The following is a 22,184-nucleotide window of genomic DNA, read 5'->3' on the forward strand; positions in this document are numbered from 1 at the left end:
AGGGCCGAGGGCGCTGGTTGCACGTGTAACCTGTTTGCCTTGACGCGCGCTATTGCTATCTGGGCGGCTGACAATTGAAGGAAACTCGTAATGCGTGCCACCCCAGATTTCGACTTCGGCCTTGGTGAAGAGGCGCAGATGATCCGCGACAGCGTGGCGCGCTTTGCCGACGAGAGGATCGCGCCCCTAGCAGCCAGGATGGATGCCGAGGACTGGTTCCCGATCGAGCTCTGGCCGGAGATGGGTGAACTGGGGCTGCACGGCATGACCGTGAGCGAGGCTGACGGCGGCACGGGCCTTGGCTATCTCGAACATCTTATCGCGGTGGAAGAAGTAAGCCGCGCCAGCGCGTCGCTCGGCCTCAGCTACGGCGCGCATTCGAACCTTTGCGTCAACCAGATAGCGCGCTGGGGCAATGCCGAACAGAAAGCCAAGTATCTTCCCGGCCTGATCTCCGGCGAGCACGTGGGATCGCTGGCGATGAGCGAGCCGGGCGCGGGCAGCGACGTTGTGAGCATGAAGCTGAAAGCCGATGCGGTGCAGGGCGGTTACCTGCTCAATGGCACCAAGTTCTGGATCACCAATGGCCATGCGGCGGAAACGCTAGTGGTCTACGCCCGCACCGATGCCGATGCCGGCAGCAAGGGAATTACCGCCTTCCTTATCGAGAAGGACATGGAAGGTTTTTCCTGCGGCCAAAAGATCGAGAAGATGGGCATGAAGGGCTCCATCACCTCGGAACTGGTGTTCGAGGATTGCCATGTGCCCGAAGAAAACGTGCTCGGCGAAGTGGGCAAGGGCGTGCAAGTGCTGATGAGCGGGCTGGATTACGAGCGCGTCGTTCTCTCGGGCGTGCAGATCGGGATCATGCAGGCCTGCCTCGACACGGTCATCCCCTATGTCCGCGAGCGCACCCAGTTCGGCAAGCCCATCGGCACCTTCCAGCTGATGCAGGCCAAGGTGGCGGACATGTATGTCGCGCTGCAATCGGCACGTGCCTATGCCTATGCCGTGGCCAAGGCCTGCGATGCGGGCCAGACGACGCGTTTCGACGCGGCAGGCGCCATCCTGCTCTCGAGCGAAAACGCCTTCCGGGTCGCGGGCGAAGCGGTGCAGGCGCTGGGCGGCGCGGGTTATACGACCGACTGGCCGGTAGAGCGTTACCTGCGCGATGCGAAATTGCTCGACATCGGTGCGGGCACAAACGAGATCAGGCGGATGCTTATCGGGCGCGAATTGATTGGAAACGGAAGCTAATGCCAGCCTATATCATCGCGCGCTTCACCATCCATGATCGCGGCAGCTACGACCGCTACGATGCCGCCTTCATGACGGTGTTCGCCAAGTTCAAGGGCAAGCTGTTGAGCGCCGATGAGTCTCCGGACGTGTTGCAGGGCGAGTGGAACCACACGCGGTCCGTGCTCCTTGAATTCCCCGACAAGCGGAGCGCACGGGCATGGATGCTGTCACCCGAATATCGCGCCATTGCCCAGCACCGGATCGATGCCAGCGAAGGCGACATCATCATGGTCGAGGGATTTGACGGGACTGCCACCTCAGGCTGAAAATCTCCCTGACGCCTAATGCCCCGCGTGGTGGTGCTCGCAGGTCACGGCCGGATTGAACGGCTTGAAAACACCGTTCGGGTTCTCTCGGTAAATCCACACGTGGCGGTCGTAATGCGGGGCGAAGCCGTGGGCTTCATCAACTTCCGTCTCCGGATCGTCCTCCATCATGTCGTAGGGAACGCCGTGGAAGCTTGGCCGCTCTGCATTGCCCGCCGCGTGCCAACCTTCGCGGAAGACGAGGTTCTCCACCGCCACCAGCTCGAGCGAGCCGTCGGCCATGGGTTCGTAGATCAGGATGGATGGTTGGCGGAAATCGGTATGCGTCCCGTTGCCATCGACGCGCGGATCGGGCGGACCGGAGATGCCGAGCATATCGGGACGGAAGTAGTGAATCCCCATTCCCCCAAGTTCGGCCGGGTAGCCCATGTCCGTCGCCACTTCGCACATGTTCATCGGATCGGGTATGTACCCCTCGGCCAGCGCTACCTCGATATCGCGGAAACGCTCGGTCGCGGCGCGGACCTCCTCAAGTGTCGGTTCAGGCGCATCTGCATCTTGAGCAGCCGACGGACTGGCAAGCATCATTGTGGCCCCGCACAGTACCGGGAGAACCCCGCGAAGGTGCAGCGTTTTGCAACTGGACATAAAAGCAGTCTGGCAAGCCATGACAGTTCCCTTTCCGCGACCCGATTAGCGGATGAAAACAGCCAGCACCGACTCAATCGGACGGTGCACGGCGCGCTGGCGATATTATCACTGGCTGGGAAATCGGCAAGCTTGGCTTGGCCTCGCGCCGCCGCTAGAGCTTCGCGCATGATTACGAAGAAAACCGCATGACCGCGCCTGTCCTCACCTCCACGCTCGACCGTGAAGCGCCCGAAGCCAAGGCGCGCTTTGCACACAACAAGGCGCTTGCCGACGAATTGCGGGAGCGCGTTGCCGAGGCCGCTTTGGGCGGTTCCGAACGTCATCGCGAACGCCATGTGGCGCGCGGCAAGCTATTGCCGAGAGAACGCGTCGAGCGGCTGCTCGATCCCGGTTCGCCCTTCCTCGAGATTGGCCAGCTCGCTGCCTATGACATGTATGGCGGCGATGTTTCGGGCGCGAGCATGATTGCGGGAATCGGGCGCGTCTCCGGTCGGCAGGTGATGATCGCCTGCAACGATCCGACGGTGAAAGGCGGCGCCTATTATCCGACGACGGTCAAGAAACACCTGCGCGCACAGGAAATCGCCGAGGCCAACCACCTGCCGTGCATCTACCTGGTCGACAGCGGCGGCGCGAACCTGCCCTTCCAGGCCGAGGTGTTCCCCGACCGGGACCACTTCGGGCGCATTTTCTATAACCAGGCCAACATGAGCGCCAAGGGCATCCCGCAAATCGCCTGTGTCATGGGAAGCTGCACCGCTGGCGGCGCATACGTTCCTGCCATGAGCGACGAAAGCGTGATCGTGCGCGAGCAGGGCACCATCTTCCTTGCCGGTCCGCCATTGGTGAAAGCTGCCACCGGCGAGGAAATAAGTGCCGAGGATCTGGGCGGCGGCGCGCTCCATGCGAAGAAATCGGGCGTTGTCGATCACCTTGCCGAGAATGACGAGCACGCACTCACCATCGTGCGCGATATCGTGTCGCACCTGGGGTCTTCCACAAAAGCTCAACTTGACTTGAGGGAGCCGCGCGAACCCAAATTCGACGCTGACGATCTCTACGCCATCATCCCCGACGATGTACGCGCTCCCTATGACGTGCACGAAGTGATCGCGCGCATAGTCGACGGCAGCGAATTCCATGAATTCAAGCGCGAGTATGGCTCCACGCTGGTGTGCGGCTTTGCCCATATCTGGGGGATGCCCGTCGCGATCCTCGCCAACAACGGCGTGCTGTTTTCCGAAAGCGCGCAGAAGGGCGCACACTTCATCGAACTTGCCTGCCAGCGCGGTATTCCGCTGCTGTTCCTGCAGAATATCTCGGGCTTCATGGTCGGCGGGAAATACGAGGCGGAAGGCATAGCCAAGCACGGCGCCAAGCTGGTGACCGCGGTTGCTACTGCGCAGGTACCCAAACTGACAGTGGTGATCGGCGGCAGCTTCGGTGCGGGCAATTACGGCATGTGTGGCCGCGCCTATTCACCGCGGTTCCTGTACACCTGGCCCAATGCGCGCATTTCGGTGATGGGCGGCGAACAGGCGGCCAGCGTGCTCGCCACCGTTCACCGCGACGCCGATAGCTGGACCGAGGAACAGGCCGAGGAATTCAAGGCCCCGATCCGCCAGAAGTACGAGGACGAGGGCAACCCCTATTACGCGACCGCACGGATGTGGGACGATGGCGTGATCGATCCGGTGCAGACACGCGATGTGCTCGGCCTCAGCTTGGCTGCGTGTCTTGAAGCGCCCTATCCCGATCGCCCGCAATTTGGTGTATTCCGCATGTAATTAGCGCTTTGTCCCGCCCCATTTCCGCCATAATCGGAACAAAGGCAGTGACTTGACGGTTGATGCTCCAAAACAAGGAGACATCACCATGCGCAAGTTTACCATTCTTCTCGCCGCCGCCCCGCTCGCCTTGCTGGCAGCATGTGGCGATTCCGATACCGATGTATCGGCCGATACCGATGCAGACCTCACCGCGATGGACGATTCCGCGCCAGCCGATGACACGATGGCGAGCGGCACCGCCACTGCCATGGCCGACGCCGGTGACTTCTCGGGCACCTATTCGGCGCCCGATGCAGATGGAACCGAGCGGCGCATTTCGTTCAATGCGAACGACAATACCTATAGTTACGTCGATCTCGACGGGACCGAGCGCAGCGGCAGCTACATGATTGCCAATGACGGTTACCGCATGACTGTTGCCGACTTCTATGGCGAGCCGGCCATGTTCACCATCACCAATGGCGAGCTGATCCGCTTGCAGCAGGATGTCGAAATCCAGGCCGACACCGAAGTGTCCGGACAGCGCTATGCGCGCACGCAGGATGACGATGTGGTTTTCTCACGCGAGCCCGAGCTGGGCAGCCCGGTCGCACCGCAGGACTGATCCCTTCCTATTGAGTGGATTTCCTCCCCGTCGCTGCTAGGTCAGCGGCGGGGAGTATGTTTTTTGGTCACACCACATAGCCGCAAAGCGACGATCCTTTCCCGGATTGTCTGGCGTATCCTGCGCATGCTCTACAGGTTGCAGGGCTTCAGGCTCGAAGGGCGCGCGCCCGATATCCCGAAGTATATCCTTGTCGGCGCACCGCACACCACCAATTGGGATTTCATCTTCTTTGCCGGAGCGGTGAAGGAAATGGGTATTCGTCCCAGCTTCGTGGGCAAGCACACGCTGTTCAAATGGCCGATGACACGCTTCATGTACGACATGGGCGGTATCCCTGTGGATCGTACGCGCAAGGGCAATTACGTGCAGAACGTGATCAGCGCGATCCACGAGGCAGAAGATATTGCGCTGGTCGTGGCGCCCGAAGGCAGCCGCTCCTCCGATGGGCGCTGGCGCAGCGGTTTCTACCATATCGCCCACGGCGCGGGGATCCCTATCGTGCCGGCATGGGTCAATCACGAAGCGCGCCGCGGCGGGCTGGGTGAGCCCATTCATACCACGGGTGACTTCCACGCCGACCTCGCCAGAATCGCCGAATTCTACAAGGCCAACCGACCTGAATGCGAGCGATTCGATATACTGGCAGCGCAGGCGCGCGGTGAAGTGGAGGATGTCGGGCGAGCGCCCAGTGATTGACGGGCTGCTCGCCAATTTCGCGATGCTTCTGGTGGCCATGTTGCTGCTGTGGCTGGTGTCGCTGGGCCTGCGCGAAGTCAGCTTTGTCGATGCGGTGTGGGGTTTTGCCATGGCCGGACTGGCGCTGGCGAGCATCATTGCCCATTTGCGCACCGCCAAGCCGTCGGATGTGGCCATTATCCTGTTCCTGATGACCTTTGTCTGGGGGCTGCGGTTAGGCATTTACCTGCTACGCCGGTACATGAACAGCGGCGAAGATAAGCGCTACAGGAACATCCTGCCACCGCCGGACGAATTCCGGCAGTTCGCCATGACATCGCTGTGGAAAGTCTGGCTGCTGCAGGCCGTGCTCATCATGCTCGTGAGCAGCCCGATGCAGGTTGGCGTGCTTGCCGCAACATCGGAGCAATCGCTGTCCATCTGGGCGCTTCCCGGCCTTGCGCTCTACGCAATCGGCCTGATTTTCGAATGGGTCGGGGATCGGCAACTGGCCCGCTTCAAAGCCGATCCGCAGAACAGGGGCAAGGTCATGGACCGCGGTTTATGGCGCTACACCCGCCATCCCAATTACTTTGGCGACGCCTGCGTGTGGTGGGGTATCTGGCTGGTGGCGATGACTGTCGATCCTGCCGCAGTAGCCTGGACCGTCGCCGGCCCGATTTTCCTGACCTTCACGCTCGTCAGATGGTCAGGTGCAGCGATGACCGAGATCGGTATGCGCGACAAATACGGCGAAGAATTCGCCAGCTATGTGCGCCGCACTTCCGCATTCATTCCGATGCCGCCGAAGCGCGCGCGAAAGAGCCATCAGACGTGACAGGCCAGCCCGTACGTGCAAGGGCAGCACGATGAACACCTGGACAGCCCGCATTGCCCGCCTGATCGTCATCCTGATCGCCATCGCCACGCTTGTCGGGATGGTGGCAGTCGACAAATGGTGGGTCAGGGTTTTCGACTTTCCGCGCTTGCAAATGTCGATCCTGCTGACGCTGGCAATTGTCCTCCTGTTCGCCACCAAGTCAAAAAGGCTTGTGCTGTGGGTTGGCGTCGGCGTGCTGGCGCTTGGCTACCAGCTCGTCCAGATCCTGCCCTATTCGGCCCTTGCGCCCAAGCAGGCGGTCGACGCGGTCAATTGCCCGGCGGTGGACCGGCTGCATATCGTCTCGCTCAACGTGTTGCAGGACAATCGCGATTTCGACCGCGCCATTGCGTATTTGCTGGAACAGGATGCGGACATCATCCTCGCCATGGAAAACGACCAGGCGTGGACTGATGCTCTCTCTGCGGCGCTCGATGCCGACTACCCCCATTCGGTGAAGATACCGCAGGACAACACCTATGGCATGGCGCTGTGGTCGCGGCTCGAACTGGTGAATGTGGAACGCAACGAACTGGCCGGAGGCGGCACGCCCTCCATTCGCGCCCGCATCCGGCGTGAGGACGGCAGCATGCCGACCTTGTTCGCAGTCCATCCGCGCCCGCCGCATCCGGGTCAGGATAGCGGGCAGCGCGATGCGGAACTGATGTTGCTGGCAGATCTCGTACGCGGATCGGGCAGGCCGACAATCGTGGTGGGCGACTTCAACGATGTCGGATGGTCGCATGTGACCGAGACATTCCAGCGCGTCGGCCAGGTGATCGATCCGCGCATCGGACGCGGCTATCACGCGAGTTTCGACGCGACCAATCCGCTGATGCGCTGGCCGCTCGACCACCTGTTCCACACCGACGATTTTGGCGTGATCAACTTCGCTCGTGGTCCTGCGGTGGGCTCAGATCACTTCCCGCTGGAGGTCGAGCTCTGCCAGCAGGCGGCTCGTTTCGCTCCGCAGCAAGAGGCGCCGGAACTGACCGGCGAAGCGATGGATGACGCGCGCGAGGAACTGGACGATGCGGCAGAAGGCGGCGAAGGACCGGATGCCGAACGGCTGACCCCGATCAACGACGGCGATGAGCACGAGGCGCTCAGCCCTGCCGATTAAGCGCGTATTTCAGGCTGGCCCCGATCATTGCCGCCGATAGCGCGATGATCACAATCGCCCAGACCCAATGCGGCAGGAACAGACCTGCCTCGATCGCGCCGGTATCGGACAGCATCGGTCGTCCGCCGATCACGGCGCTTTCGGAAAAAAGGTAGTCCCAGTCGCGGAACATGCTCATCGCGCCGAGCAAGCCGAGGAATTGCAGCACGAAAAGCCTGAGCCAGTTGGCACCGCGCCATGCGGTCCACCCCAGTGTTGCGGCTACCAGCGGCAAGACGATCAGCCCGGTCGCACTGCGCACCCAGATCAGCACCGACAAGGCAATGAAGCCCGCCAGTGCGAACAGCGCCGGTTTCCAAAAATCATGGCGGCTGCTGGCAAGGATCAACAACGCTCCGGCAAGCGACGGGCCAATCGGTCCGCCTGCCGCAATCAAGGCGCTCGAAACACGCGACACCTCGCCTTGGCTCACGCTTTCGGCATAGCCCGAGCCATCGGAGAGGATAACGAGCTGATCGAAATCCAGTCCCAGCGCCAGCGCGGTCAAACCGTGACCCATCTCGTGAAACCACGTGGTGAGGATCGTGAAAGGATAGATGAGGTAGTTGCCGAGCGGCAGGCTGGGCAGAGCGGTGACCAGCACCGCTGCTATGATCAGGCGACCGACCTGCTCTTCCTGGCTTCCGGGAGACACGCGAAATGCTGACATGCGCGCTATATCGGTATCGCACCGGCTCGGGTGCAAGTCCCCGGCGGTAACAGATCGACGAATGACCGCATTGCGCGGTCAGGCGGTTTCGACGCTGCTGGCCTGCGCCAGTTGCGGATTGCGTTCGAGATACAGGATCGACCAGCCCGCAAGGAACAGGCCTGCTACCATTGGACCGATTACGATGCCTGCCAGCCCCATGGCAGCAATCCCGCCGAGGGTGGAAATAAGGATCATCCAGTCGGGAATGCCGGTGTCGCGGCCGACGAGAATGGGGCGCAGCACATTGTCGGCCATCCCGATCACCGCCACGCCCGAAACGATGACCAGCACGCCTTGCCAGATATCGCCGACCGCCAGCAGGTAGATCGCGACCGGTGCCCAGACGATGGCCGGGCCGATTGCGGGCAGCAGGGAAAACAGCGCGGTCAGCAGGCCGAGCAAGACGACCGAGGGAACGCCCGCAATCCAGTATGTCGCCGCGCCCAATGCTCCCTGCACCAGTCCGACGACAATCGACCCCTTTACCGTGGCGCGCACGATCGACAGGAATCGCTCCGCCAGACGCTCGGCTATATCGCCCGCCACCGGTATATGCGCGAGCAGGCGAGTGCCGATTTCGCGTCCGTCACGCAGCAGGAAGTAGGCGACATACAGGCCCACGCCGAATGCAAGGACGAAGCCCAGCGCGCTGCCGGTGATCGCCAGTGCTTCGCGTGCGATCAGGCCGGAGCTTTCCCGCGCCAGTTCCTGCGCGCGTTGTTGTACCAGTTCGGCGGTTCCCAGCCCTTCGAGGTCGAGATTGTCGCGCACGAATTGTGGCAGCGCCTCCTGGACCGTGGTGAACCACCCGGCGACATCGATCCGGCCTTCGCGAAAGGCGAGCACGAGCGCAGTTGCCTGTTCCACCACGACACCGCCGATGAAAATGGCGGGGATGATGACGGCAATCGTGATGAGCAGGAGCGTTGCGATAGCCGCCCGGTTGCGACCGCCCATTTTTTCGCAGAACCAGCGGTACAAAGGCTGGAACATGATCGCGGCCAGCGTCGCCCACAGGATCGGCATGACGAAAGGCCAGATAACCGCGATGAAGGCTAGGGTGACAAGCGCAAGAAACACCAGATAGCTGCCGCTCTCGAGCGATTTGCGACCCTCTGCGGTTTTCATACGCGCTTCCCCCCTGCCATGCGCGTCAGACGTCCAGATTGGCGACGTTGAGGGCGTTGTCCTGGATGAATTCGCGGCGCGGTTCGACCACGTCGCCCATCAGGCGCGTGAAGATCTCGTCGGTCACGTCGGCATCCTCGACCTTCACCTGCAACAGCTCGCGGTTTTCCGGATCGAGCGTGGTTTCCCAGAGCTGCTCGGCATTCATCTCGCCAAGACCCTTGTAGCGGCTGATCGACAGGCCCTTGCGCCCGGCAGCAAGCACTGCCTCGAGCAGTTGCGACGGGCGGGTGATTGCATTGTCGGGATCGATTGGCGGCGTATCGCCATCGCTGTCCTCAGCGGCCTCTTCGGTCGCCTGCGCCTCACCGCTGCCCGCCTTCACCAATCGTGTGGGGCTGGAATAGGTTTCGGCCTGCTCGACACCGCGGGTGTGGAGCTTGCGTGCCTCGGCGCTGTCGAGGAACTTGGCTTCGATCAGGTGGACATCGGTCACGCCGCGCCACACGCGGTCAAAGCGGACATCACCCGTTTCGGTAACCCGTGCCGACCAGTCGGCCTCCGGATCGCTGAGCTGCATCTGGTTGGCGGCATGGGCAAGGCGCGTGTTGCGATCGCTTTCGGTAACGCCGGGTTCCAGCGCGCCTGCCATCGCCATTGCCTCGATCACTGCAGGATTATACTTGCGCGGGGCAAAAGCCATCAGGTTCTTGAGCAGCAGCGCCTTCTCGACCAAATCGGCCAGATCGGCGCCCGAGCGCGCACCGCCAGCGGTTTCCAGCACGCGGTCCTGCAAGCCGTTTTCGACTAGGTAGCGATCGAGCGCGCCCTGATCTTTCAAATAGACCTCGCTCTTGCCCTTGGCGACCTTGAACAACGGCGGCTGCGCAATGAACAGGTGCCCGGCCTTGATGATGTCGGGCATCTGGCGGTGGAAGAATGTGAGCAGCAGCGTGCGGATATGTGCACCGTCGACGTCGGCGTCGGTCATGATCACGATCTTGTGATAGCGCAGCTTTTCGAGGTTGAATTCATCGCGCAGGCCGGTGCCCATCGCCTGGATCAGCGTACCCACTTCCTTGGAGCTGATGATCCGGTCGAAGCGTGCGCGTTCCACGTTGAGGATCTTGCCCTTCAGCGGCAGGATCGCCTGATACTTGCTGTCACGCCCGCTCTTGGCAGAGCCGCCGGCGGAATCACCCTCGACCAGGAAGATCTCGGATTTCGCCGGATCGCGCTCGCGGCAGTCGGACAGTTTGCCCGGCAGGCTGGCGACGCTCATCGCGCCCTTCCGGCTCATCTCGCGCGCCTTGCGGGCGGCTTCGCGCGCAGCGGCAGCGTCGATGATCTTGCCGACAATCGCCTTGGCGTCGGCGGGGTTTTCCTCAAGCCATTCGGTCATCTTCTCGCCCATCAGACTTTCGAGCGGCTGGCGCACTTCGCTGCTGACAAGCTTGTCCTTGGTTTGCGAACCGAACTTGGGATCGGGCAGCTTGACCGAAACGATGGCGGTCAGGCCTTCGCGCATGTCCTCACCCGATAGCGAGACCTTGGCGTTCTTCATCAGGCCCGAATTCTGCGCGTAATTGTTGAGCGTGCGGGTCAGCGCAGCACGGAAGGCGGCAAGGTGGGTGCCGCCATCACGCTGCGGAATGTTGTTGGTGAAGCAGAGCACGTTTTCGTAATAGGAATCGTTCCATTCCAGCGCGACATCGATACCGATACCGTCCTTCTCCGCGCTCACCGAAATCGGCTCGGCAACGAGAGGCTGCTTGTTACGATCAAGATATTTGACGAATGCAGCGATCCCGCCTTCGTAGAACAGGTCATGTTCGAGCGGTTCTTCGTGGCGATTGTCGCGAATCATGATGCGCACGCCCGAATTGAGGAAAGCCAGCTCGCGGTAGCGGTGCTCCAGCTTCTCGAAATCGAACTCGGTCACGTTCTTGAACGTGTCGGTGCTGGGCATGAAGGTGACGCGGGTGCCCTTTTTCAGGCCGTTGTCGTCACCATTGCTGGCCACCGATGGAGCATCGTCTACCACGCGCAGCGATTCCACCGCATCGCCATGCTCGAAGCGCATCCAGTGCTCCTCGCCGTCGCGCCAGACGCGCAGCTCGAGCCATTCGGACAGCGCATTGACCACCGACACACCCACGCCGTGCAATCCGCCCGACACCTTGTAGGCATTGTCGTCCGAGGTGTTTTCGAACTTACCGCCAGCGTGCAGCTGGGTCATGATGACCTCTGCGGCGGAAACGCCTTCTTCCTTGTGGATGTCGACCGGAATGCCGCGACCATTGTCTTCGACGCTGACCGATCCGTCGGCGTTAAGCTCGATCAGCACCAGGTCGCAATGGCCTGCCAGCGCTTCGTCGATGGCGTTGTCCGACACTTCGAACACCATGTGGTGGAGGCCCGATCCATCGTCGGTATCACCGATATACATGCCGGGACGCTTGCGCACCGCGTCGAGGCCCTTGAGAACCTTGATACTTTCAGCGCCATATTCGCCCATCCGCTTCCCGCCGTTCGGGCTGGATTCGGGCGCGGTTTCCGCAATATTTTCGGTCGTGTTTTCCGGGGTATTTTTCATACCGGGGATATAGGTTTCCCGGGGGCAAATAGGAAGGACTACGCTGTACCCCGCGGCACTGTTCCACAGTTATTGCCGTGCAAACCAAAAATGGCCGCCCCGCGGCCTCTTCGGCGGCGGTGACGGCCATTTATGGGTTGACCCGGAATGGGGAGGGGGGAGAGAAATTCCGGGTCAGGGGTTCAATCGACGAGCGCGCCACTTACCCTGGCACGCCGGATGAGCGTCAAATAGCTGGCGCAACATCATTACTCAAATGAGAAATTGTCGACAAGTGTTGCGTCTTGCGCAACTCAGTGTTCAGAGAATGCCGAGCAGCAGCGTGGAGCTGATCGAAACTGCTGCAATGGAGGCGAGAAAATTGGCGGCGAGATTGCGCATGGTCGGTGTCCTGTTGGTTTTTCGTGGTGCTGGCGCGAGGGGCAGATTTGCCCGACCGCGCTTTCCCCGCCCATGTGGAGACTATTCCAAAATACTACAATTGTGAAATATTCGACAAGTGTTGCGTATTTCGCAACGGCGCCGGTTCGCTTCAGTAGGTGGAGCTGTCGTAGCTCCCCATCGTTTCGATAAAGCTCAGCATTCCGGCTTTGATCCGTGTGACGACATCGGTCATGGGCGTAAGGCCTTTCGCTCCGCGGCGCGACATGCAACCGCTAGCCTCTTGTGCATTGCAGCAATCAATTGTGCAATTGCGAAGAAGTCGTCAGGTGTTGTTAAATTTCGAACTGTGACGGTCTGAAATTTTCAAGCGAATTGCGCGCGTTGGTAAAACTGCCTGCGGGTTATCACGCTGCAAGGCGAGCTTCCAGACGCGGTCGTGCGAAAAGATCGGTATCACCCGCTGCCTCCGCAAACCTGGCACGAGCCAGATCGCTTGGCAGCGAATTAAACAAGCAGTCCTCCAACTGACGAGCAGCGGTCGCAAGGCGGAACAGGCCTAGCGCGCCTGCCTGCGAACCTATCTTATGTACGCCCGCTTGTGTTTCAGCCTCTGGCAGTTGGCCTTTGGCAATTTCCCGCGTCAAGGCGGATAATGTAGCGAGATGCGTTTCAAGCTTGGGTAGGGGCAAGATCGCTGCGATCCGGTCAAATGCCGCTTCGTCAAACCCATCGGAGCTCTGCGTGAGATCGACCACTTCTGCCCGGGCCTGACTGGCACCGAGGGCATCGGCAATCGCCTTGTCGAGATGCCCTTGGCGTAAGGGCTTGGCCACATGGCCATTCATCCCCGCGTCGAGATAGCTGCGAACCTGTTGCGGCAGGATATTTGCGGTCATTGCAAGGATCGGCACGCGGCCCGCAGCGCCTGGCAGGGCGCGCACCCGCTTGGCTGTCTCGACACCATCCATGCCGGCCATCTGGATATCCATCAGCACCAGTTCAAAAGCACCATCACGCAGCATGGCAATCGCATTCTCACCGCTATCGGTGACTTCGACCGAGTGTCCACTGCGCGCCAGCATTCCCAGCGCGATCTCGCGGTTCATGGGCAAGTCTTCGACCACAAGAATGCGCGCACCAGGTTCCGCCGCGCCATGTTCGGGTTGCTCCGCGACCGCATCATCGCAGCGGACCATGCTGAGGCTGATGGTAAAAGTCGATCCGCAGCCCGGATCGCTTTTCAACGTGATCGTACCATCCATCAGGTCGATCAGCCGGCGGCAAATACTCAGGCCCAGTCCGCTGCCGCCAAATCTTTTCGAAATGCCGCTGTCGGCCTGCGTGAAGGGCTGGAACAATTGCTCGATCCTGTCAGCTGCAATACCGATACCTGTATCGGCAACCTCTATGATCACCCGGTCGCGCTCGCCGACGCTGTCGGCGACCTTCGCGGATAGGCTGACGCCCCCTGCAGGGGTAAACTTGATAGCATTGCTCAGCAGGTTGAGCACGACCTGTCGCAATCGGTCGGCGTCACCCAGATAGCGGTCAGCCAGCGCCGGATCCACATCGAGTGACATCAGCAGGTTTTTCTCCCGCGCCATCTGACCGACTATCGAGATGCAGTCGTCTAACAGGCCCTCAAACGCGAGAGGCGCGATATCGAGTTCCAGTTTCTCTGCGTCCAGGCGCGAGAAGTCGAGAATGTCATTGACCACGGCCAGAAGCATGGAGCCTGCACCCTGAATCTGGCCAACTTGCCGCCGCTGTTCTACTGTCAGTTCGCTATCATCGAGCAACAAGTCGGCAAACCCGATCACGCCGTTCAGCGGCGTACGGATTTCATGGCTCATCGTTGCGAGGAAGTCTGCCTTGGCTTGCGCTGCAACGCGGGCCTCGCGTTCCATGCGGGTTAGCTGCCGCGCCCAGACTCGTGTTCGCCTGATCATCAGGAACAGGGTGGCACCGACCAGAAGGCTCGCGAAAAGATTGACCATCAAGTTGAGCTGCAGCCAGAAATCGATGTGCCCACCGCTCTCCGCAACATAATGCTGTGAACGCTGTTTGATCTGCTCGATCTGATGCATGAAGGCTCGGCGCTGCGGGTCGAGGTCCAGCGCGCGCGCATCCTGCAAGCGCCCAGCCGCAATCAACAAGGCCTGCTGCTCCTCGGCCGCGCGAAGTTCGCTCTCAACATTAAATGCATCGCGGAAAGCAATGCGGTTTTCGGGAAGCCGAATGGCACGTTCCAGGCGTGAAAGCGTGGTGCGCAGGTTTCCCTGCAGAATTAACGCCTGTTCAAGCCGGCGCAGGTCGCCATCGACCAACGCAATGTCGATCACTTCCTCTTTCTGGGTATTGATGAAGGAAATTTCCTGAACCGATTGAAGGACTTCGATTTGCGAATTGGTGATGATCTTCAATCGCTCACCCACAAGCAAATTGACCGCGACACCGCCAAAGCTGACCAGCGCGATGGCGATCAGCGCAAGGATGATCGCACCCTTTGGGTAGGTTGGCGTGGCTTCGCTGCGAGCTGCCACTGCCAAGCCCGGATCGTTTGTCATGCGTGGATATCAGCCAGCGCGACGCAGGGGTTCAGGCAGCAGGGCTTCCACGCGAACAACAAGGTTATCCGGGTCTACCGGCTTGCGCATATAATCGTCGGCGCCCGCCTGATAGCCGATGTCTTCATCAGCATGAGAGGTGCGTCCCGTAATCATGATGACCGGGACGCGGTAAGTCTTCGAAGCGCGCACTTCGCGCAGAACAGCAATCCCGGTTTTGCCCGGCATGGAGCAGTCGAGGATCAACAGGTCGGGCTGCTTTCTGTTGACCACGGCACTGACATTGTCGCCATCACTCAAGGCTCCCACAGCATGGCCAAGCGGTTCAAGCGCAGCGCGCACCAGATCGACAAAGAACTCGTCGTCATCAGCAATGATAATCCGTGCCATCTACTGGCCTTTCCTGAATCCGGGCAGACCGGGTGTCGTGTGCGATGCTAGCAGCAAACGGTTAACAGATAGTGCCAGCGACCATGCGATGCTGGACAGGCGCGGCCCTGCCCATCTAAGCGCCCCTTATGCAGCCAGACCATCTCCCCGATTCCATCCTTATCGTCGATTTCGGCAGCCAGGTAACGCAGCTGATAGCGCGCCGCGTGCGCGAGGCCGGCGTCTATTCCGAAATCGCGCCGTTCAGCATGGCCGAAGAAGCGTTCAAGCGGATGAGCCCCAAGGGCATCATCCTCTCGGGATCGCCTGCCAGCGTGCCCGAAGAAGGCAGCCCGCGCGCTCCGGACATATTGTTCGAAAGCGGATTGCCGATCCTTGGCATCTGTTACGGTCAGCAGGTCATGACGCACCAGCTTGGCGGCGAAGTGCGTCCCGGCCACGAAACGGGTGATGGCGGCGAGTTCGGCCGCGCTTTCCTCACCGTTACCGAAGAATGCGCGCTGTTCGACGGTTTGTGGAAAGTGGGCGAGCGTCACCAGGTCTGGATGAGCCATGGTGACAAGGTCACGCAGTTTGCCGATGGCTTCGATATTGTCGCCACCAGCGATGGTGCGCCCTTCGCGGTGATCGCGGACGAAAGCCGCAAATATTACGGCACGCAGTTCCACCCCGAAGTCTATCACACGCCCGATGGCGCGAAGCTGCTCGCCAATTTCGTGCGCCATGTCTGCGGGCTGGCGGGCGACTGGTCGATGGCCGAGTTCCGCAAGACCAAGATCGCCGAAATCCGCGAACAGGTGGGCGATGGCAAGGTCATCTGCGGCCTTTCGGGCGGCGTCGATTCCGCCGTGGCGGCGGTGCTGATCCACGAGGCTATCGGCGAGCAACTCACCTGCGTTTTCGTCGATCACGGGCTGATGCGCATGAACGAGGCCGAGCAGGTCGTCACCCTGTTCCGCGACCATTACAACATCCCTCTGGTGCATGTGGATGCGGAGGAAATGTTCCTGTCCGGCCTCGCGGGCGAGACCGATCCGGAAAAGAAGCGCAAGTTCATCGGCAAGGCCTTCATCGACCTGTTCGAAGCCGAGGCGAAGAAGATCGGCGGTGCCGATTTCCTCGCGCAGGGAACGCTCTATCCCGACGTGATCGAATCAGTGTCCTTCACCGGCGGGCCGAGCGTCACGATCAAGAGCCATCACAATGTCGGCGGCCTGCCCGAACGCATGAACATGCAATTGGTCGAACCCTTGCGCGAATTGTTCAAGGACGAGGTGCGCGACCTGGGACGCGAGCTGGGCCTGCCCGATATCTTCGTCGGCCGCCATCCGTTCCCCGGCCCCGGTCTTGCCATCCGCATCCCCGGCGAAGTGACCAAGGAACGCTGCGACATTTTGCGCAAGGCCGACGCTATCTACCTCGAGGAAATCCGCAACGCGGGCCTGTATGATGCTATCTGGCAGGCCTTTGCCGTGCTGCTGCCGGTCAAGACCGTTGGCGTGATGGGCGACAGCCGCACCTACGACAGCGTCTGCGGGTTGCGCGCGGTGACCAGCACCGATGGCATGACCGCCGATGTCTATCCCTTCGATGCCAGTTTCCTGACGCAATGCGCGACGCGCATTGTCAACGAAGTGCAAGGCATCAACCGCGTGGTCTATGACTACACGAGCAAGCCGCCCGGAACGATTGAATGGGAATAGTACGGAGTTGTCGCCGGGCCTTCCGCCAACTTGGCCCGCACGCAAACTTGACCTGCGTAAACTAATCCTTGTGCGCTGCAGCGGAACGCCAACACCATCTGTCCATTGACCGGTGCAAAGGCATTGCGCCGCATACAAGGACAATACGACATGGCACGAAGCGACAATCCGACCGACACCGCAACATTGTTCCAGCCGCTCACGGCAGGCACGATCACATTTCCCAACCGCATCTGGATGGCACCGCTGACGCGCAGCCGATCCGAGGCTGACGGCAATACGCAGACCGCCCTGCACGCGCTCTATTATGCCCAGCGCGCTGGTGCCGGGCTGATCGTGTCAGAGGCCACGCAGATCAGCCAACAAGGGCAAGGGTACGCCTGGACGCCCGGCATACACAGCGATGCGCAGGTCGAAAGCTGGAAACTGGTTACCGATGCCGTGCACAATGCCGGCGGACGGATTTTCTGCCAGCTATGGCATGTCGGCGCGGTCAGCCATCCGGTGTTCCAGCCCGATGGCGGCGCACCTGTTTCTTCGAGCGCGTGGACGCCCGCTGGCGAGGCATTTGTCGGTGACAAGCATCCCGATGGTCCCTTGGTGCCGCATGTCGAGGCACGCGCATTGACCCGCGAGGAAATCGACGCCGTGATCGAGGACTACCGCCACGCTGCACGGCAGGCGGCCAAAGCCGGGTTCGACGGGGTCGAAGTGCATGCAGCCAATGGCTACCTGATCGACCAGTTTATGCGATCCGGCGTCAACTCGCGCACCGATGAATTCGGCGGCAGCCTTGAGAACCGCTTGCGCTTCCTCGGCATGGTCATCGATGCCGTGACGCAGGAGCTTCCCGCAGGCCGCGTTGGCGTTCGTCTGACGCCGATTGGCGGCGCGGGCGGCAGCGCGGATGCCAGGCCCGAAGAAACCTATCCTGCCGCTGCCGCGCTGCTGTCAGGCCGCGGGCTTGCCTATCTCCACGTGGTGCGGGCAACCGATCATGGCGGCGAAAGCGGCAATCAGAGCGATGGCGATGCCATTCTAAAGGACATGCGCACCCGTTTCGACGGTGCGTTCATTGCCAACGGCAATCTGTCGCCCGAAGATGCCGCGCGCTGGATCGAAGACGACCGTGCCGATGCAGTGGCCTTCGGGCGGCAATTCATTGCCAACCCCGACCTGCCCGAACGTATCGCCAAGGGCGGCCCGTACAATGATCCTGACCAGGCGACATTCTACGGCGGCGGAGCACAAGGATACGTCGACTACCAAGCGGCCGATGCCGTGCTCGATCCTCTCCCCACACCATAAGCGTTGGAACCCTCCCCGGGAACATCCAGCGCGTCTGCTTCGTTGAGGTCCCACAGGGAAGTTGATGAAATTGAGGAGAGAATATTGTGAAACATGGATTATCGCTCGCCGCCACCGCCGCGGCATCGCTTGCACTAGCAGGCTGCGCCACGCTTGAAGAGGCGGTCGCAGAAGAAATCGCGGAAACCTATTACGCCACGCTGACCGGCGCTGCCGAAGTCGGCGGCGGAGACACCGACGGGTATGGCACAGCGGAAATATCGATTTCTGACGAACTCGGTCAGGTCTGCTGGGACATCAACGATGTGCGCGGCATCGGCCCGATTACTGCAGCCCATATCCATCGCGGTGCAGCAGGCGTCGATGGTCCGGTGGTCTTCACGCTGCGCCGTGACAATACCGGCGATTACACCGGCTGTACCGATGCCAGCGAATGGACGCAGGAATTCCTCGAGGCCGCACCCGGCGCATTCTACGTGAATGTCCACACTGCCGAATTCCCGAACGGCGCAATTCGCGGGCAGTTGCGCGACGACGACAACTAAGTCGCCGATCGTCTATTCCGACTTTGAAAGCCGTTGTCGCACGGGGAACTCCGCGCGATAGCGGCTTTCATGCAATTACCCCTCGGCCCCGACCCGCGCACCGAGATCTTGCGCCGCCTCCAGCCGCTGCTGATCCAGCGCTTCGGTCGCATAGAGCGGGCCGCGGAAGCCAGACGCAGGCCCGAATGGGTCTTGGTGCAGGGCGTGATAGGTGCGCGCACGAAGTCCGAAATCTCAAACGCCACCACCGATCAATTGCTGCAAAGCTACGGCAGTTGGGAGAAGGTTGCCGAGGCGCCGCTTGACAAATTGCAGGCGGCCCTTGTCACGCAGACCTATCCCAACATGGCCGCAAAACGGCTCAAGTCCTGCCTGCAGGATCTGGCCGGGCGACGCGGGCAGGTCGACCTTTCGCATCTCGAGCCAATGGCTACGGGCGACGCGATCGACTGGCTCGAGCAGCTTCCCGGCGTGGGGCGCAAGATTGCGGCAGGGGTCATGAATGCCAGCACGCTCGACCGGCGCGCCATCGTGCTTGACGGTCACCACACGCGCATCCTGCAGCGCATGGGGCTAGTCCCGCCCAAGGCAGACACCAGCCGCGCTTTTACCGCGATCATGCCCGCAATGCCGCCCGAATGGAACGGAGCCGATTTCGACGAACATCACCTGCTGATGAAGAAGGTGGGGCAGGAATATTGTCGCCCGTCGACGCTCCTGTGTGAGGAGTGCCCGGCGCAGGCACTATGCAAGACCGGAACCGTGCGCGCTGCCGACCGCTGATCAGTAATGCTGGCCCTTGATCAAGTGGAAGAAGTCTATCGGCGGCTCTCTGCAGCGATGCCGGGGCGAACGCGGGATGCAAAGGGACCAAAGGGCCAGCCCGATGCCTTCCGTAGTTGTATCTCATGCATGTTGTCAGCCCAGTCGCGCGATGCCAATACTGCTAAGGCGAGCAAGGCGCTGTTCGCGCTCGCCACAACGCCCGAAACCATGCTCGAGCTGACCGACGCGCAAGTAGCCGCCGCGATCAAGCCAAGCGGGCTCTACAACAACAAGGCGCGCAATATCCGCAAGTTTTGCGAGGCGTTGCTGGCCCAGCACGGCGGGGTCGTGCCCGACACACGCGAAGGCTTGCTCAGCCTGCCCGGCATCGGCCGAAAATGTGCCGATATCGTGATGAGCTTTACCTTCGGCGCGGATGTGATTGCGGTCGACACCCACGTCCACCGCGTGTGCAACCGCATCGGGCTGACCGATGCTAGAACGGCCGAAAAAACCGCGCAGCAATTGGAAGAACGCTCTCCGGACTGGGCCTTGCACGATGGTCACTTCTGGCTCATCCAGTTCGGCAAGCGGATTTGCCGGTCACGCGCGCCAAAGTGCGATGTGTGTCCGGTCAGCGACCTATGTGAATATTACGCCATGCTAGAGGAACGCGAATGAGCTGGGACAATTACTTTGCCGAGGATGCAGGCGGAGCCGAGGCAGAGGCGCGGGGCAAGCCGCGCACGGTCACGGTTGGCTGGACTGTCAAATGGGACGTCAAGGCCAAGTCGATCTGGGCGCCGCCCAAGACCTTCAGCCGATCCGACAGCAAGGCTGCGAGCGCCAAGTCGATCCAGGCATGTCCTGCCGCCATCGACTTCGACCGGCGGCATTTTGTGGTGCCGTGTCCGGTCGATCTGGAGCTGGCATTCACAAAAAATGCGCAGGGCCAGCTGCAGCTGACCGATGGCAAGGGGGAGCAATCCGGAATGCGTCCGCAGGGCCGCGCGAACCTGCTGCAATTGCAGCCGCCCAACGAGTGGCGCCACCCTGAACGGCCGATCCTGCAATTCACCGCGCCCTATGTCTTCGTGGCAGATCAGCCCTGTTATGTCGTGCAGACCGAGCCTTATCTTCACTGGTTCCCCACACCGCGCCCGGGCGTTGCAATGGGCGGACGATTTCCGATCCATATCTGGCCGCGACCGATGGCATGGGCGTTCGAGTGGTATGATATTACCAAGCCGCTGAAGCTGACCCGCGGAGAGCCGTGGTTCTATGTCTCTTTCGAGACCGAAAATCCCTCTGCCCGCGTGCGCCTGGTCGAACAGGAAATGACCGAAGAGCTAGATGGCTACCTCAATTCGATCATCGACGTGTCGAATTACGTCAACAAGACCTATGGCCTGTTCGACGAAGCGAAGCGGATGCGGCCTGAAAAGCTGCTGAAGCCCAAAGGCTGATTACCACGCAAATCCGGCATCGATCGCGCGCTGCTCGGCGCGCGTCATGTCGCGGCCCAATATGCGGTTACGATGCGGATAGCGGCCGAAGCGTGCGATCATCCGGTGGTGGCTGCGGGCGAAACCCAGATTGCGGCCCCCATTGATGCGGCGGAAGACCTCCAGCGAGCGGCGATGGTCTGCAATGTCTTCGCTGTGCATCAGCGGCATGGCGAGGAATTGCGACCAGCGGCGCGGGAGAGCCGCATTGAAGCCTGCATCAAGAGCGCCATGCGCAATCGACCGGGCGAGCGGATCGAGCGCGAAAGCACGCGGCGTGCCGCGATAGATGTTGCGCGGCATCTGGTCGAACAGCAGCACGGCGGCGAGCGCGCCGCGCGGGTCGGTCAGGAATGTTTCGGGAGGAGATGTGCGAAGCGCCTCCAGCTCGGGCTGGAAGCGCTTGGCACACGTGGTGTCGAGCTTGTCAGATCCGCCCCACCAATCGCGCGGGGACAGTTCGTGAAACCAGAAATACAGGATCTCGGCGGCCCAGCGCCTTGGCGCCAGGCCCACGCCGGATCAGCCTTCGAAGTCTTCGGCTTCGGTGTAGGGTACCCAGTCATCGAGGAAGAGCACGCCCGAGAAAATCCCGGTGCTGCGGTCGATCGTGCGCGTCACGTCGTGGCGGCAAAGCTGGCTGCCATAACGTTCGATAATGGGAATGTCCCAATTGGTCAGGTTCTGCGGGTTGCGTGCCCGTGCGACCCACAGCGTATCACCGCGTTCATAGGCGAGGCCGACATTCTCGACTACGCGCAGGCGGTGGGAGATAAAGGTGCTGATGCAGGTGGTAGGCTCGCCTGCGACGCGGCCCTCTACCAGTTCGGCAAAGGCATTCTCGGCGCGTTCGGCTCGGTCCTGCGCGAGCGCGGGGGACGACATGGCCAGCACGATCGTGGCGGCAGATGCGGCTAGAAGCTTTTTCATGGTGTTTCTCCTGACCAAGGCATCTAGCACAATTTCACTGAACACAGGCTGACAAAATGGGGTGAAGCGCCCCTACGCAGCAGCGTCGGGCACGTTCCCGTCGTCCGCCGGGCCGCCTTCCAGAACAAAACGGCGGTCGCAATAGCCGCAATCGACATAGCCTTTCTCGTCAATCTGCATCCACACGCGCGGATGGCCCAGGCTGACCGGCTTGTAGTTCTCGCCGCCGCGAATGTCTCCGGCGCCATCGCACCAGACGCGCGGGGTATCGACGATTGTGGTTTCGGGTGCTTGATCCATAAGGCGTGCTCCTATCGCTTT

Annotated in this window: 22 protein-coding genes; 13 read left to right on the forward strand and 9 right to left on the reverse strand. The window is 61.1% G+C overall.

Features of this window, described 5'->3' with window-relative positions; translation table 11 throughout:
• Nucleotides 1–90: 90 nt before the first annotated feature.
• The gene (locus tag AAC850_RS09350) at nucleotides 91–1,257 is read left to right on the forward strand and encodes an acyl-CoA dehydrogenase family protein (RefSeq protein WP_340588464.1); all 1,167 of its coding nucleotides are present in this window, start codon (nucleotides 91–93) and stop codon (nucleotides 1,255–1,257) included.
• Nucleotides 1,257–1,565, forward strand: a complete 309-nt coding sequence (locus tag AAC850_RS09355; RefSeq protein WP_340588465.1) for a DUF1330 domain-containing protein — start codon at nucleotides 1,257–1,259, stop codon at nucleotides 1,563–1,565. Before AAC850_RS09350 ends, AAC850_RS09355 begins: the two co-directional genes overlap by 1 nt.
• A 15-nt stretch (nucleotides 1,566–1,580) precedes the next feature.
• Here the strand turns inward: AAC850_RS09355 and AAC850_RS09360 are convergent, their stop codons facing one another.
• Nucleotides 1,581–2,213, reverse strand: a complete 633-nt coding sequence (locus tag AAC850_RS09360; RefSeq protein WP_340588466.1) for a hypothetical protein — start codon at nucleotides 2,211–2,213, stop codon at nucleotides 1,581–1,583.
• Nucleotides 2,214–2,401: 188 nt separating this feature from the next.
• Between AAC850_RS09360 and AAC850_RS09365 the strand changes: the two genes are divergently transcribed.
• From AAC850_RS09365 to AAC850_RS09385, 5 genes are all read left to right on the forward strand, one after another.
• On the forward strand, nucleotides 2,402–4,003 hold the full coding sequence (locus AAC850_RS09365) for a carboxyl transferase domain-containing protein (RefSeq protein ID WP_340588467.1): 1,602 nt from the start codon (nucleotides 2,402–2,404) through the stop codon (nucleotides 4,001–4,003).
• An 88-nt stretch (nucleotides 4,004–4,091) separates the two neighbouring features.
• A complete protein-coding gene (locus AAC850_RS09370; protein WP_340588468.1) occupies nucleotides 4,092–4,610 on the forward strand; it encodes a hypothetical protein in 519 nt (172 codons plus the stop codon).
• Between the two features lie 63 nt (nucleotides 4,611–4,673).
• Nucleotides 4,674–5,309, forward strand: coding sequence for a 1-acyl-sn-glycerol-3-phosphate acyltransferase (locus AAC850_RS09375; RefSeq protein ID WP_340588470.1), 636 nt, complete (start codon nucleotides 4,674–4,676; stop codon nucleotides 5,307–5,309).
• Nucleotides 5,302–6,126, forward strand: a complete 825-nt coding sequence (locus tag AAC850_RS09380; RefSeq protein WP_340588472.1) for a DUF1295 domain-containing protein — start codon at nucleotides 5,302–5,304, stop codon at nucleotides 6,124–6,126. The genes AAC850_RS09375 and AAC850_RS09380 overlap by 8 nt, the downstream gene beginning before the upstream one ends.
• 31 nt (nucleotides 6,127–6,157) lie before the next feature.
• Nucleotides 6,158–7,291 (forward strand): endonuclease/exonuclease/phosphatase family protein, encoded by a 1,134-nt coding sequence (locus AAC850_RS09385; RefSeq protein ID WP_340588473.1) that lies wholly within the window; start codon nucleotides 6,158–6,160, stop codon nucleotides 7,289–7,291.
• Here AAC850_RS09385 and AAC850_RS09390 read toward each other — a convergent pair.
• From AAC850_RS09390 to AAC850_RS09410, 5 genes are all read right to left on the reverse strand, one after another.
• Nucleotides 7,275–8,000, reverse strand: a complete 726-nt coding sequence (locus AAC850_RS09390; protein WP_340588474.1) for a M50 family metallopeptidase — start codon at nucleotides 7,998–8,000, stop codon at nucleotides 7,275–7,277. The genes AAC850_RS09385 and AAC850_RS09390 overlap by 17 nt on opposite strands.
• Before the next feature lie 78 nt (nucleotides 8,001–8,078).
• On the reverse strand, nucleotides 8,079–9,170 hold the full coding sequence (locus tag AAC850_RS09395; protein ID WP_340588475.1) for an AI-2E family transporter: 1,092 nt from the start codon (nucleotides 9,168–9,170) through the stop codon (nucleotides 8,079–8,081).
• 25 nt (nucleotides 9,171–9,195) lie between these two features.
• Nucleotides 9,196–11,688 (reverse strand): DNA topoisomerase (ATP-hydrolyzing) subunit B, encoded by a 2,493-nt coding sequence (gene gyrB / locus AAC850_RS09400; protein WP_340588558.1) that lies wholly within the window; start codon nucleotides 11,686–11,688, stop codon nucleotides 9,196–9,198.
• Nucleotides 11,689–12,554: 866 nt separating this feature from the next.
• Entirely contained in the window at nucleotides 12,555–14,717 is a 2,163-nt protein-coding gene (locus AAC850_RS09405) for an ATP-binding protein (protein ID WP_340588476.1), read from the reverse strand.
• A 9-nt stretch (nucleotides 14,718–14,726) separates the two neighbouring features.
• Nucleotides 14,727–15,107 (reverse strand): response regulator transcription factor, encoded by a 381-nt coding sequence (locus AAC850_RS09410; RefSeq protein WP_340588477.1) that lies wholly within the window; start codon nucleotides 15,105–15,107, stop codon nucleotides 14,727–14,729.
• A 128-nt stretch (nucleotides 15,108–15,235) separates the two neighbouring features.
• Here AAC850_RS09410 and guaA point away from each other — a divergent pair, with 128 nt between their 5' ends.
• From guaA to AAC850_RS09440, 6 genes are all read left to right on the forward strand, one after another.
• Nucleotides 15,236–16,810, forward strand: coding sequence for a glutamine-hydrolyzing GMP synthase (gene guaA, locus AAC850_RS09415; protein ID WP_340588478.1), 1,575 nt, complete (start codon nucleotides 15,236–15,238; stop codon nucleotides 16,808–16,810).
• Nucleotides 16,811–16,960: 150 nt separating this feature from the next.
• Complete coding sequence (locus tag AAC850_RS09420) at nucleotides 16,961–18,118, forward strand: alkene reductase (RefSeq protein ID WP_340588479.1); 1,158 nt, start codon at nucleotides 16,961–16,963, stop codon at nucleotides 18,116–18,118.
• 86 nt (nucleotides 18,119–18,204) lie between these two features.
• Entirely contained in the window at nucleotides 18,205–18,663 is a 459-nt protein-coding gene (locus AAC850_RS09425; RefSeq protein ID WP_340588480.1) for a CHRD domain-containing protein, read from the forward strand.
• Nucleotides 18,664–18,732: 69 nt separating this feature from the next.
• Complete coding sequence (locus tag AAC850_RS09430) at nucleotides 18,733–19,446, forward strand: endonuclease III domain-containing protein (protein WP_340588481.1); 714 nt, start codon at nucleotides 18,733–18,735, stop codon at nucleotides 19,444–19,446.
• 6 nt (nucleotides 19,447–19,452) lie between these two features.
• A complete protein-coding gene (locus AAC850_RS09435; protein ID WP_340588482.1) occupies nucleotides 19,453–20,109 on the forward strand; it encodes an endonuclease III domain-containing protein in 657 nt (218 codons plus the stop codon).
• A complete protein-coding gene (locus tag AAC850_RS09440; protein WP_340588483.1) occupies nucleotides 20,106–20,894 on the forward strand; it encodes a hypothetical protein in 789 nt (262 codons plus the stop codon). The genes AAC850_RS09435 and AAC850_RS09440 overlap by 4 nt, the downstream gene beginning before the upstream one ends.
• Here AAC850_RS09440 and AAC850_RS09445 read toward each other — a convergent pair whose 3' ends face one another.
• The 3 genes from AAC850_RS09445 to AAC850_RS09455 form a co-directional block, all read right to left on the reverse strand.
• Complete coding sequence (locus AAC850_RS09445) at nucleotides 20,895–21,449, reverse strand: DUF924 family protein (protein ID WP_340588484.1); 555 nt, start codon at nucleotides 21,447–21,449, stop codon at nucleotides 20,895–20,897. It abuts the gene before it with no gap.
• A gap of 6 nt (nucleotides 21,450–21,455) precedes the next feature.
• Complete coding sequence (locus AAC850_RS09450; protein WP_340588485.1) at nucleotides 21,456–21,863, reverse strand: DUF2059 domain-containing protein; 408 nt, start codon at nucleotides 21,861–21,863, stop codon at nucleotides 21,456–21,458.
• A gap of 72 nt (nucleotides 21,864–21,935) precedes the next feature.
• Nucleotides 21,936–22,163 carry a zinc-finger domain-containing protein gene (locus tag AAC850_RS09455; RefSeq protein WP_340588486.1) on the reverse strand — a complete coding sequence of 76 codons (228 nt, stop codon included), beginning with the start codon at nucleotides 22,161–22,163 and terminating at the stop codon, nucleotides 21,936–21,938.
• Between the last annotated feature and the right edge of the window lie 21 nt (nucleotides 22,164–22,184).

Source organism: Erythrobacter alti, from assembly GCF_037996805.1.
Classification (GTDB): Bacteria; Pseudomonadota; Alphaproteobacteria; order Sphingomonadales; family Sphingomonadaceae; genus Alteraurantiacibacter; species Alteraurantiacibacter alti.

Coding starts and splice junctions, on each gene's coding strand:
- AAC850_RS09430 (WP_340588481.1), top strand. CDS start 18,733: ATGCAATTACCCCTCGGCCCCGACCCGCGCACCGAGATCTTGCGCCGC.
- AAC850_RS09455 (WP_340588486.1), bottom strand. CDS start 22,163: ATGGATCAAGCACCCGAAACCACAATCGTCGATACCCCGCGCGTCTGG.
- AAC850_RS09355 (WP_340588465.1), top strand. CDS start 1,257: ATGCCAGCCTATATCATCGCGCGCTTCACCATCCATGATCGCGGCAGC.
- AAC850_RS09410 (WP_340588477.1), bottom strand. CDS start 15,107: ATGGCACGGATTATCATTGCTGATGACGACGAGTTCTTTGTCGATCTG.
- AAC850_RS09405 (WP_340588476.1), bottom strand. CDS start 14,717: ATGACAAACGATCCGGGCTTGGCAGTGGCAGCTCGCAGCGAAGCCACG.
- AAC850_RS09385 (WP_340588473.1), top strand. CDS start 6,158: ATGAACACCTGGACAGCCCGCATTGCCCGCCTGATCGTCATCCTGATC.
- AAC850_RS09365 (WP_340588467.1), top strand. CDS start 2,402: ATGACCGCGCCTGTCCTCACCTCCACGCTCGACCGTGAAGCGCCCGAA.
- AAC850_RS09435 (WP_340588482.1), top strand. CDS start 19,453: ATGCTGGCCCTTGATCAAGTGGAAGAAGTCTATCGGCGGCTCTCTGCA.
- AAC850_RS09350 (WP_340588464.1), top strand. CDS start 91: ATGCGTGCCACCCCAGATTTCGACTTCGGCCTTGGTGAAGAGGCGCAG.
- AAC850_RS09370 (WP_340588468.1), top strand. CDS start 4,092: ATGCGCAAGTTTACCATTCTTCTCGCCGCCGCCCCGCTCGCCTTGCTG.
- guaA (WP_340588478.1), top strand. CDS start 15,236: ATGCAGCCAGACCATCTCCCCGATTCCATCCTTATCGTCGATTTCGGC.
- AAC850_RS09395 (WP_340588475.1), bottom strand. CDS start 9,170: ATGAAAACCGCAGAGGGTCGCAAATCGCTCGAGAGCGGCAGCTATCTG.
- AAC850_RS09420 (WP_340588479.1), top strand. CDS start 16,961: ATGGCACGAAGCGACAATCCGACCGACACCGCAACATTGTTCCAGCCG.
- AAC850_RS09440 (WP_340588483.1), top strand. CDS start 20,106: ATGAGCTGGGACAATTACTTTGCCGAGGATGCAGGCGGAGCCGAGGCA.
- gyrB (WP_340588558.1), bottom strand. CDS start 11,688: ATGGGCGAATATGGCGCTGAAAGTATCAAGGTTCTCAAGGGCCTCGAC.
- AAC850_RS09390 (WP_340588474.1), bottom strand. CDS start 8,000: ATGTCAGCATTTCGCGTGTCTCCCGGAAGCCAGGAAGAGCAGGTCGGT.
- AAC850_RS09450 (WP_340588485.1), bottom strand. CDS start 21,863: ATGAAAAAGCTTCTAGCCGCATCTGCCGCCACGATCGTGCTGGCCATG.
- AAC850_RS09360 (WP_340588466.1), bottom strand. CDS start 2,213: ATGTCCAGTTGCAAAACGCTGCACCTTCGCGGGGTTCTCCCGGTACTG.